Below are 11,536 nucleotides of genomic sequence, written 5' to 3'. Positions count from 1 at the left end.
TGTTGAGAATAATGGCTACTTAACGTCCATACTTTGCCATTGCCGCTTGCTCTTTGGGCACAATGGTTTTTCCAATCGGAGCCAAAGAGATATAGGCCAATTTCAAGTGTTGGAGAGCAAATGGAATCCCTATGATGGTTATAAAGCAAGCGACTGCCGACATGATATGCCCGATCGCTAGCCACACACCTGCAAATATAAACCAAATAACATTACCAATGAGTCCCAACGACCCCGTACCTATATCCTTTTGCTTAGTCAGTTCATCACGAGCCACGGCCTCATGCCCAAAAGGAAAAAAGGAAAAGTTTCCAATCACGAAACAGGCACGCCCCCAAGGTATCCCCACTATACTGATAAACGCAAGCAGGCCGAAGAACCACCACATTAGGCCCATCATAACCCCGCCGAGTACAAACCAAAGAATATTGCCTATCGTTCTTAACACCTGATCTTTCTCCTCATGATCCCCCCAGTATCTACTCTATTATCATCAATCATTCTGAATACAGAATGAATATCAGCACAAAAGTTATGATACCCCCTGCCATACCGCTGTCACTCCACTAATAGTACAAAGTAATAGGGCTGCTAAACGAATTTTTTCTTTGGGTAAGCTCTGGGTGGTAGCTAGTGCTAACCTATAACCAAGCCAACTTGCTGGCAGCAAGGGCACGGTTATCCACAAATGATGGAATGTCAAAAAGCCAACTGGAACCTGAACAATTAAAGACATAATTGAGCTAAAGACAAAAAACGCCGAGAGGTTTCCTCTCAGTTGATTCGCTTCTTGGTGTTGTAGTAATAATGCCATTGGGGGGCCACCAATCCCTGAACTGGTGCCAAAAAAACCAGAGAAAAAACCCGCGATGCCCATCCTCGGTGAAGTAGGTTCGATACGAAATGGAAGTAGACTCACTCCGACAGCTAACAATACCAATAAACCCAACCATAAAGCTAAAATGTCACTCGATACCATCACAAGCAGTAAACCACCAGCAACTGAACCGGGGACACGACCGATTAATGCCATTTTAAGCCCTCCTATTTCGACATTTTCTCTATGTTTGAGGGCATTGAGAATCGAAATGTATAGAGCAACTAAACAGATAGGTGCTGGCACATAATCTGGCGATACCAAAAAAAGCAACGGCGCAGCAATGATAGCCAAACCAAAGCCTATTGCTGTTTGAACGAATGAGCCCAAAAAAATCAAAAACGCCGCAATTAATGCTTCGCTGGTTATCCATTCACTGTACATATCGGTTAAGACTTTGTTAAATTGGAGTCTTTATCATACTCTAATTTTGCCGTTTAGCTCCCTCTCAAAAGTGAGTTTCTGACATTTATTTAACTTAATCATGATTAGAGTTCATCCAAATGTTGCAGGTAGAGTTCCGCTTTTTGCAAAATTTTTCCTTGAGCATCATCATCAAGATTGTCCCACGAACGATAAATCATGCCCACGCGAGGGTTTTGGGTCAGAAGCTCCCTGTGTTTATGCATAAAACGCCAGTACAAGCTATTCAGTGGACAAGCATTAGGCTCTGACTTGCCTTTCACATCGTAGTGGCAGCTTTTACAGTAGTCACTCATTCTATTTATGTAAGATCCACTCGCTGCGTAAGGTTTTGTTCCAACGATTCCACCATCAGCAAATAAAGCCATACCGCGTGTGTTCGGCATTTCAACCCACTCGATTGCATCGACATAGATCCCTAAATACCAATTATCGACTTGGTCTGGTTCTATCTCAGTGAGAAGGCAAAAGTTTCCAGTTACCATTAAACGCTGGATGTGATGAGCATAAGCAAACTCTAGAGACTGACCAATCGCCTCTTTTAAGCATGACATTTTGGTATCACCTGACCAAAAGTAGTCTGGTAGATGGCGACGAAACTGAAAGTGATTACGCTCAGCATAATCGGGCATATTGGCCCAATACACGCCTCGAATGTATTCTCTCCAGCCCAAAATTTGGCGAATAAACCCCTCTACCTGAGCAATATCAACCTCAGAATTCGCTTCATAGGCTGATAATGCACTATCTATCACCTCTAATGGGTCTAACATCTTAGTATTTAGCGCAAAAGAAAGTCGGCTGTGATACAACGACCATTTCGCTTTGTGTTCTTTGGTCATTGCATCTTGAAAGCGGCCAAAGTTTGGTAGGCATATTGAGCAGAAGTGAGCCAAAAGCGTTAGGCTTTGATTGCGATTTATCGGCCATAAAAGCGGCCCAGACATGTGCCCTATGGTTTGAATTTTGTGTTCATCTATCGATTTCAATACCGCAGAAACATCGGTACTAAAAAGTAAAGGCGAAGGTAGGGTCTCTATATCTGCCGTTTTGAGCTTACTTCTGTTACTGGCATCATAATTCCATTTCCCACCAACAGGTTTGTTCCCATCCATCAAAATGCCAAATTTTTTGCGCATCTTACGATAGAAATGTTCCATCATGATGTGTTTTCCTGTCGGAAAATACTGTTCAATCTCATCATATGGCAACAGAAAGTGCTCAGTCTCGACACATTCAATATGACATTCCAAGAGAGTAAATCCCTTCAAAGTTCTCAATAGCCGATACTCATCAGGCCTTTGATATTCAAATCTTGTCGCATCGGCTTTTTGCACGACAAATTGTATAAGATCAGTGATATCCTCAAAGTCTTTGGTTTGATCAAGCCTTAAGTGCTCGACTTGATGCCCCACCTCTCGTAGTTCGTTGGCAAAGGCCTCCATAGCACAAAAAAATGCACAAACTTTTTGGACATGGTGCTTAACATAGGTTGCTTCTGTATGAAGCTCAGCAATCACATACAACACAGAGCTATCTGCTTTTTTAAACCATGAATGACGAGCGTTGAGTTGATCTCCCAAAATGAGACGAACGGTATGATACGTCATATTAGTTGTCTCCTTTAGCGGGTTCTATCGGCCAGTCCACCATATCTACTTGATCTAATTGTCTCATCACCGCTTTACCTTGCCATTTATTGATAAAGGTTTCATCTGGGTCGTACATCTGGGTTTGCTTATCTAAATTAAACTGGCGAGATCCCCTCGGGTCAGCCCCAACACCTGCCAGATATTGCCAGTTTCCCCAGTTTGAAGCGACATCATAATCAATGAGCTGAGTTTCAAAATACGCCGCGCCATAACGCCAGTCGAGCTCAAGTTCGTGAATCAAACAGCTCGCTACCAACTGCCTACCGCGATTCGACATATATCCGGTCGCCTTCATCTGCTTCATACAGGCATTAACAATGGGATATTGTGTTTCCCCTTGTTTCCATTGCTGAAACCGATAATTGTAAAAGCTCGTTAACGGCGTCTGTCGGTTTATGCCGGAGAAATGAAATAAGCGCGCTCTCCACTTTCTCGCATACCATCTAAAGTACTCTCTCCAGAGTAGTTCAAAAAAAATCCAATAGGTTGAGTCATTTGCACCCTGCTTACTCTCAAATTCTTTGAGTAAAATAAAAATTCTCTTTGGACTCACGCACCCCAAAGCCAACCATGGAGAGAATTTTGTCGACAATTCAATACCATCAAGCCCATTACGAGTCTGCTTATACTGCTTGGCCAAGAGGCCTGAAAAATAGTGTTCACAATGAGAGAGCCCTTCGTGCTCACCACCTGAAAATTGCCCGCCAGGTTTGGATTCGAATACGTTTGAATCCATGTAGCCTGACACAGTTGGCGGTAAATCCGAAAGCCTTGGCGTCAAGCCTATGGGAAGGTGTTCAACTTTCTTTCTGAACTGAGTGAAAGTATTGGGCAGATCTTCCAATGGAAAAGGTACCACTCCCTCACTAAATAAGTCATTTACCGGTAGCTGAGTACAAATGAGTTGAGGGTATAGGCGGGATAATGATTCAACCGTACTCTGTTCATTAGACCCAGAGAACAAATCACAGTAGAAGTAGGTAACCCTATATTGTTTGATCAAATCCGAGAGTATATCGAAAACTTCACCATGTCGAACAATAAGCTTCTGACCCAAACTGCCAAGTGTTTGGGATAAGGATACTACACTCTGCGACAAGAACGCTTGTCTCTGCTCACCCAATTCTCGCTCTTGTGAATATTGACAAAGATACTGGTCCACACTAGGAAAACAATAAAAACAAATCAACCGATCCACTTCCCGAGAAGCTTTGAAAAGCAGATCATTGTCTTGAACTCTTAAATCACAATGAAACCAATATAGCCCAATCTTTTCGCTCACTCTTGACTCTCCCATTTTGTCTTTAATGAGTGTTACGAAAGAATTCGCATTCAGGACTTATGGGAAGTGAAATTTCTACGAGTTTCCTCTTTTCTCGATTCAAGTAATGCTAGCGCATTCTGGTTAAAGACTTCCAATAAAGCTAATGTAGTGGATTGCTTTTGCCATGAGAACTTGGACACTCGTGCTATGCCTTTTTCAAACTCATACCCGAAGTCTAAGTCGAACTTATCGATCCCTCGGCTACACACTCCAAATTGATAGGGTCCTCGACTCACTGAGTCGCCAGTAAATAGTAGTTGTTCGCCAAGAGACCGCCCATCTAAGCCCCAAAATGCATTGATTATCGATCTATCTGCAGAAAAAAGATAAGACTTAGCCCAAACCAAAGGGTATTCACCATCACAGAGGAAAACTTCACGGGCATAGAGAGGGTTCTCACCTTGTTGCGTAATTTTTCTGATATTGAAGTCTAAGCACACAGACTTAAAAGCCTGAGTTAACGAACCGTTGTTTTTCAACACATCTGGAACTAGAGATCGGTTTATGGCATTTATTTTCATACTATTACCTGCATATGAATGCCAGCTGATTTTGGTAGACCTTTATTGACCCACAATAGATTCATACCAAAAGGTGAGTGATCTGGGCATCGATAGTGTTGTGATTTTGGCACGAGTAGTTTTCTCGGCTAAGGATCGAATGCCACCAGCATAGATTTTTCTTTTGCCTGCAAGAACAACAAAAAGTGCAACACAGTGTTGCTTTAGGTATGCATTAAAGTATGTTATTCAACGGTGTTATGAATAAAAAAGTCACATACTATGAATTGGAACTTAAACGATCTTCCCGTATTTATAGCCGTTGTGGGTACAGGTGGAATGTCAAAAGCTGCTAGACAACTCGGTATACAAAAATCCAGTGTCAGTCGAGCAATTTCTAGGCTTGAAACGTCACTGGATATTAAGCTCATAGAGCGAAACACTCGCCATCTAAAGCTTACGTCAGATGGACAACAATTCTTCAATCAAGTAGAGCCCATAGTTAAAAACTTAAATCACATCAAACAACAGGTTCCCTCGCAAAGCCTTAAAGGATCTTTAACAATAGCGACCACGTTTGCTTTCTCGCGTGAGATTTTATCGCCTAAGCTAACAACCTTTACTGAGCGTTATCCGGAAATAAGACTATCTATACGAAGTATGTCAAACAAAGCGAGTCTACTTGAAGATAACTTTGATCTGGTTATTCAACTCGGAGATTTGGCCCCTTCAGGCTTTTACGCTAAGACTCTAGCCATCGTCACCCTACTCTGGTTCTGTACACCCGAATACCTTTACGCACACCCAGAACTCAAACAAGCAACACCGGATACGCTGATATCTCATGTAAACTTCTACCATGATCAAGAAAACAATCAGTCTGAGCTATATATGAATGGTCTCGATGGCATCAAGCAAAAAGTTGTATTTCCACACGCGAATCAACTTGATGATGTTCTGATGGTAAGAGATCTGATCGCTTCTGGAAATGGGGTATCTCTTTTACCAGATATCTACTGTCGCCAGTCATGCCGAGAGGGTAAGCTAATACAAATTGCGCCAGAAATTAATGTGTTACCTAAGGTGGCGATCTCAGCAGTTTATGCCAGTAAAATGACTCAGTCACCGCGCGTAAAAGCTCTGATTCAGTTTATGGAGGAAATAAGCCAAGAATACACAAGGGGGGGATAGCTTAAAATTAGTCAATCAAGCGCACCACGAGAGAGCCTGGCGCACGCACAGATTCAACATTGTGGCTAATCACCGTGCCTTTAACAGGTGAGTGATAGGTATGAATTTCGTCACCAAAGCTATTGTATTGTGTTGCTAACACCTGCCCTTTTTCGACAGCCTCAAGCAAAGAAACATGACAAATAACAAACCCTCCCTGCTCGGCTCTTATGCTCGTTATACGGCTCCCTTCAAAACATGGTTTTGCCTGTGTATCAACTTGACCATCAATAATGTTATAGTGCTTACAAATGTTTAAGATGCCAAGAGCAGCACGCTCTATCATGTCAATATCAGTATATCGGCCAATACCCACTTCGATCGTGATCGAAGGAATGCCCGCTTGATTATACACAGTTTCTAAAATACCCGGATCACCAGGATCATTTAAAATGACATCAGGACAAACCAACCTTGCCATCTTAATGGCATCTTCCAATCTATAGTCTGCAAAGGCATAAAGAGGATACGCTGAGCCACTGGTTTGTGAGTGAAGATCAATAGCCAGATCCGCATTGGGCTGAAGCAGATTTTGCCAAAGACTGTTAGCATAACGGTTAGCATCATCCCCATTGGGGTTGCCAGGGAAAATACGATTGAGGTTTGCCGATGAACTATCGGGAGCCGCAGAATGAAAGTCTCGGCTATGGCGGGCTATACCTGATAAGTTGACGGTCGGCACTATGGTAATACAACCTGTGATCGTATGGTTTTCCAACACTCTTGCCAATTTCTGAGCAGTCAAAATCCCGTTTTGTTCATCACCATGAATACCTGCGGTAATGACGATACGTTTACCAGGGTTACGACCTTTGAAAACCCTCACAGGCAAAGTTTGAGGGTGACCAATTGCATCGGTTGCAACAGCAAACCAAAACTTATGCTCACCAGGCTCTAGAGTATCAACATCTAGCGCCTGTATGGTCGGATACATAGGCACTATGCATTCATTCAATGTTCTACTCATTCGATCACTACCTCATATATCCAGAGCGCTCAAAACTTCATTTATGCTTGCTGGCGACGCATATTATCCAAAATAATACCCGTAGCCATAGCCACATTAAGCGACTCTGCACCGCCAAACAAGGGTATAGTAATTTTGTCAGTAACAAACTGCGCTGCGGCTTCACGAATACCATGGGATTCACTCCCCATCAGTAAAATACCCTGACCTGAAAAGCTTGTTTTGTGAACGCTAACACCTTGCAGAAATGCTCCATAAATAGGGAGCTCAGACCGCTCAAGATACTCAGGCAAATCAAGCTGCGTCACTGTAACTCGACCAAAACTACCCATGGTTGAGCTAATGGTTTTCGGGTTGTACGGATCAGCGCAATCTCTACTCGCAACAATATGCTTTATACCATACCAATCGGCAACACGAATTATGGTCCCCAGATTTCCTGGGTCAGAAACACCATCTAATCCAATAATGATTCCCTCAGCTTTAGGGACTGTGGTATCTGGTATCTCAACGACCGCAATCGCAGTATTATTACTTACTAGAGTACTCGCTTTGGTGAGCTCATCTTCTGTTGCTTGTACACACTCAAAACGCTTAAGATCATCTTGATAAGAGGATAGAAAGTCAGCCGTTGCAAAAATCTGCTTGGTTTTTAAATTACTGTTTGCTAACTCGAGTACGTTTTTTTCTCCTTGGACTAAAAAAAGTCCCTGAGCCTTACGCTGTTTTTTCTGACCTAACGCACGTAAGAGTTTGAGCTGATTTTTCGAAATCATAATAAATCCAAGGTAAAAGGGTAAAAAACACCCTTATTAAAAACGTGCGAGATTATAGAGTAAAGCTCTGGTTAGCTAAAGTGCTTAGCACACATTCGCTCAGTTCCAGCGAAGAATCCGCACCTCATTACCCTCTTCTGGTTTGGCTGGAATATTCAAAGATAGAATCAGGGATACACCTGCCATTATCGCCCCGATATAAAAAACAGCCGCAGGAGATACAAGCCAAATAAAACCAAAAGATACGGGAATGAACACCGCGGCTATGTGGTTAATGGTAAAGGAAACACCTGCCGTTGAGGCCATGTCCGCAGGATCGGCAATTTTTTGCAGATAAGTTTTGATCGCCAGTGCCAAGGCAAAAAATAAATGGTCAATGACATACAAAGCTGCAGCCCACTGCGCGTTCTGCACCAAAGCATAACCAACAAATACGCCAACTAAGCCAATATATTCAAACATCAAGGCCTTACGTTCACCGACTTTACCAATATAACGACCGATCTTTTTAGCAAATAAGAAGTTAAACAAATAATTGATTAAAAACAGCAGGGTAATCTCCGCTGCAGTGTAGCCAAACTTTTCAACCATCAAAAAGCCAGCGAATACAGTAAATATTTGTCTGCGTGCACCGCTCATAAAAGTTAAGGCGTAATACAACCAATATCGTTTTCTCAATACTAGCTTTTTGTTTTGCTGAACTTCGGTTTGAAACTGGGGAAATACCAAAGCCATCCAAGCCACAAGTAAAAAACCTCCCCCCCCAAAAATAAGATAAACCCATTGATACTCTAGACTAAGAACTTCCAAACATACCCATAGCGCTCCATAAGTAAGTAAAGATGCTAATGCACCAATTGAAATAAACTTACCTAGCATTTCTGGCGCTTCGTCTTTTGACAACCATTGCAGAGACAAAGACTGCTTCAGCGTTTCAAAGTAATGAAAGCCGGTCGACATTAGCAGTGTGGTGAGTAAAAGCCCATACAGAGAGGGAAAGAACCCCGTAATCGCGGTGCCTACGGTCAAAGCACCAAGCGCAAGTAAAATAAACTTTTGCTCTCGAATGAATAGAAGAACAAAGACAGCGGTAAATGCTAGAAAGCCCGGAATTTCACGTACGCTTTGCAGTAACCCAATATCTGAGCCATCAAAATTCGCACGCTCAATCACAAAATTATTGAGCAGCGCCATCCAGCTTGAGAAAGCAATGGGTACAACAATAGAAATAATAATTAAAAAGTTCTGGGGTGTTTTCCAGTTAGAGAGATGAGTCATGATGAAGTCCTTTTACACCAGCAGGCTTAGATTAAATCGGTCCGGGTTAATAGACAAATTTATTTACAATTAATCTACCAGAAAAACTTAAATTGCATATCTCATTGTTGCATAAGCTAACGAAAACACTGAGGTCTCCCGTTACTCAAGAAAAACCTAGCATATCTTTGTGCAAAAAATGAACTCTCTAAACTTTGACTAGGTCTACTTATAATTATAATATCATCAATAAGGATATCGTTTTGTTGGAGGCTAGATGGAACTAAAGGAAGAGGATCGCTCAGATCGTCTCTCAAACCCTTCTTCGGAGAAAGGCTTTACATCGATCAACAGTACTGATGCCCTTGCGATGCTAGAACACGGCGGCGAGCTCACCGTCACTATTACTACGCCTGTAGGCCGAGCCTTCAGTTGTAAAACATTATTCATTGGAGCTCACTCACACAACCTAATCTTAGCCGAACTACCTAATGTATCACTCGAAGACACTGGTTGCTTCTTTCAATCCGGATTTTGGGCAACTATCAGAGCGATTTCACCACGTGGTGAAGGTGCCTTAGTTTCATTCAAAACACAACTAGAATACGTTTTACATAGCCCTATCCCAATCGTGGCATTTAACATTCCAAATACCATGCAAGTAAATCAGCTACGTAGAGAGCCAAGATATAACCTCGACCTCCCAGCTAGCGTAAAATGTCAAGGGATCAAAATGGAATGTCAGATGCGAGACCTTTCTGTCCACGGCTGTCGTTTTGTGACATCACCTTTAAGCAAAGCTTTCCAAGTCGGCGATGAAATCACCGTCTGTATCCACGAAGCATTGGCGAAAAAGCACAAATTCCAATCAATGACAGGCCATGTTCGAAATTCACAAAGTTCAATCCACTATTCTAGTTATGGCGTAGAATTTGATGAAAAAGGCATTGAAGGCTCCAAGCTTCTGCTATCCAAGCTCAAATTTAGCGGCAACAAGCTTATCTTGAGATAATGACATCCAGGTAAAACAACTGCACAGCCTAACTAGAGACAATTGTACAAGGAGTATCAGCATTAAAGTGAAAGGAATATTACTTACTGGTATTTATAGAGAGACTCTATTTTATCAAGCAACCCGTTTTCTTGCTGTTTAACGAGCTCTTGATTAAACATTTCGACAAAGTCATCTCTGAAAGGAAACTTCTCTGTATTTGAAGTAAAGCCTACGAATGCCGATTTTTCATCAAGTGTATTAACCAGAACCAACCAATCCAAATTTTCAAATATCCCCTGCTGTAACATTTCATTTGCGGTCCACGTAACAGAAAGTTGAATATGGAGATAGCAGTCCACTCGCTTGGCATGCAGCATTTGCAAGTTTGCTCGGGGATCCTTACCACTCACTACCGCCTTTATCCTCCCTTCTCTAACAGATTGCCAAAAAGTATCATTTCCTAGGTGATAGCCTTTGTGTACAGCAATATACAAGCCATGAAAGCTCCTCGGAAACATGACTGGTTTATCAAGTCTTTCGCTTACCGACCTATTACAGAAGATTGCAACCTCCTCTCCTAACAAGGGTTTCGAGTATGCTCCTATGTACGGGCGCTCATCAGGAAGGTGATAGATTGGAGATAGAGCAAAGCCTTGACCGTATTCCATTAGTGCTAACCCCCTAGTCCAAGGTATGGGCTCTATATTGACATTAAAGCTAGGAATAACATTGGCGATGTTTTTGATCAAATCAGGGTAGATACCTACAAGCTGTCCATTTTGCCGATAACTGTATGGTGGAACATTTTCATCCAAATAAATGGTCACAGAGGCTTTCTCTTCAGCAGTAACTCTCGTTGCAAAAACAAAAAGAACCAAAGAAAAAAGGAAGGTTTTATGAGACCTTCTAGCAAAACTCATAGGCACTGGCCTACTTTGGCAAGCAACAACTCAGCCAAATGCATTTATTGCTGCCTCGTAATTGGGCTCATGCGTAATTTCAGAAACCAACTCGGAATGAACAATATTTCGATTTTTGTCAATACATACCACTGCTCGCGCGGTTAGGCCACGTAAAGCTCCTGACGAAAGATCCACACCATAAGCTTTTGCAAAATCAGGACTACGGAAAGTGGAGGCATGTTGTACACCTTCTATCCCTTCGATTTGGCAAAAACGACTAACAGCAAACGGTAGGTCAGCAGAAACACAAACAACAACCATATCTGGTAAGCGTGAAGCCTGTTGGTTAAACTGTCGAACACTTGTCGCACATACTGGCGTATCGACACTAGGAAAAATATTAAGCACCACATTTTTCCCCGCAAAGCTGGACAAGGTCAGATCTGATAAATCCCCCCCGGTCAAACAAAACTCAGGCGCACTAGACCCCGTTTGAGGAAACAAGCCCGACACATCTACAGGCTCTCCTTGAAATTTAACTAAAGACATATATACCCCTTAAATATAAATGTTAGTGAAGGCTTTAGTATAGATAAAGTAGATATATGGTATATAGTATATAGTATATAGTATA

12 protein-coding genes are annotated in these 11,536 nt (G+C 42.2%); 2 read left to right on the top strand and 10 right to left on the bottom strand.

Annotated elements, in window-relative coordinates:
* Positions 1–19: 19 nt before the first annotated feature.
* The 5 genes from AAFM34_RS03575 to AAFM34_RS03555 all read right to left on the bottom strand — a co-directional run bounded on the left by AAFM34_RS03575 (position 20) and on the right by AAFM34_RS03555 (position 4,797).
* Positions 20–448, bottom strand: coding sequence for a YccF domain-containing protein (locus AAFM34_RS03575; protein ID WP_341660041.1), 429 nt, complete (start codon positions 446–448; stop codon positions 20–22).
* Positions 449–532: 84 nt separating this feature from the next.
* The gene (locus tag AAFM34_RS03570) at positions 533–1,261 is read right to left on the bottom strand and encodes a sulfite exporter TauE/SafE family protein (RefSeq protein WP_341660039.1); all 729 of its coding nucleotides are present in this window, start codon (positions 1,259–1,261) and stop codon (positions 533–535) included.
* 104 nt (positions 1,262–1,365) lie between these two features.
* On the bottom strand, positions 1,366–2,910 hold the full coding sequence (locus AAFM34_RS03565) for a cryptochrome/photolyase family protein (protein WP_341660037.1): 1,545 nt from the start codon (positions 2,908–2,910) through the stop codon (positions 1,366–1,368).
* A gap of 1 nt (position 2,911) precedes the next feature.
* Positions 2,912–4,234 carry a DASH family cryptochrome gene (locus tag AAFM34_RS03560; protein WP_341660035.1) on the bottom strand — a complete coding sequence of 441 codons (1,323 nt, stop codon included), beginning with the start codon at positions 4,232–4,234 and terminating at the stop codon, positions 2,912–2,914.
* Positions 4,235–4,284: 50 nt separating this feature from the next.
* Positions 4,285–4,797, bottom strand: coding sequence for a hypothetical protein (locus tag AAFM34_RS03555; protein WP_341660033.1), 513 nt, complete (start codon positions 4,795–4,797; stop codon positions 4,285–4,287).
* A gap of 261 nt (positions 4,798–5,058) precedes the next feature.
* Here AAFM34_RS03555 and AAFM34_RS03550 point away from each other — a divergent pair, with 261 nt between their 5' ends.
* Positions 5,059–5,967 (top strand): LysR family transcriptional regulator, encoded by a 909-nt coding sequence (locus AAFM34_RS03550; protein WP_341660031.1) that lies wholly within the window; start codon positions 5,059–5,061, stop codon positions 5,965–5,967.
* Positions 5,968–5,974: 7 nt separating this feature from the next.
* Here the strand turns inward: AAFM34_RS03550 and AAFM34_RS03545 are convergent, their stop codons facing one another.
* The 3 genes from AAFM34_RS03545 to AAFM34_RS03535 all read right to left on the bottom strand — a co-directional run bounded on the left by AAFM34_RS03545 (position 5,975) and on the right by AAFM34_RS03535 (position 9,027).
* Positions 5,975–6,973: a succinylglutamate desuccinylase/aspartoacylase family protein gene (locus AAFM34_RS03545; protein WP_341660027.1), complete on the bottom strand. Its 999-nt coding sequence runs from the start codon at positions 6,971–6,973 to the stop codon at positions 5,975–5,977.
* Positions 6,974–7,014: 41 nt separating this feature from the next.
* On the bottom strand, positions 7,015–7,749 hold the full coding sequence (locus AAFM34_RS03540) for an RNA methyltransferase (RefSeq protein ID WP_341660025.1): 735 nt from the start codon (positions 7,747–7,749) through the stop codon (positions 7,015–7,017).
* Positions 7,750–7,848: 99 nt separating this feature from the next.
* Positions 7,849–9,027: an MFS transporter gene (locus AAFM34_RS03535; RefSeq protein WP_341660023.1), complete on the bottom strand. Its 1,179-nt coding sequence runs from the start codon at positions 9,025–9,027 to the stop codon at positions 7,849–7,851.
* Between the two features lie 256 nt (positions 9,028–9,283).
* Between AAFM34_RS03535 and AAFM34_RS03530 the strand changes: the two genes are divergently transcribed.
* On the top strand, positions 9,284–10,018 hold the full coding sequence (locus tag AAFM34_RS03530; RefSeq protein WP_341660021.1) for a PilZ domain-containing protein: 735 nt from the start codon (positions 9,284–9,286) through the stop codon (positions 10,016–10,018).
* Positions 10,019–10,101: 83 nt separating this feature from the next.
* On the opposite strand, the gene AAFM34_RS03525 is transcribed toward AAFM34_RS03530, so the two are convergent.
* Complete coding sequence (locus AAFM34_RS03525; protein ID WP_341660019.1) at positions 10,102–10,920, bottom strand: transporter substrate-binding domain-containing protein; 819 nt, start codon at positions 10,918–10,920, stop codon at positions 10,102–10,104.
* A gap of 30 nt (positions 10,921–10,950) precedes the next feature.
* Complete coding sequence (gene tpx / locus AAFM34_RS03520) at positions 10,951–11,451, bottom strand: thiol peroxidase (RefSeq protein ID WP_341660017.1); 501 nt, start codon at positions 11,449–11,451, stop codon at positions 10,951–10,953.
* Positions 11,452–11,536 lie beyond the last annotated feature (85 nt).

This window comes from Vibrio sp. (assembly GCF_038138445.1).
Lineage (GTDB): Bacteria > Pseudomonadota > Gammaproteobacteria > Enterobacterales > Vibrionaceae > Vibrio.
Note: the sequence above shows the minus strand (reverse complement) of the source record. Positions and strands in the feature narration are given on the sequence as shown.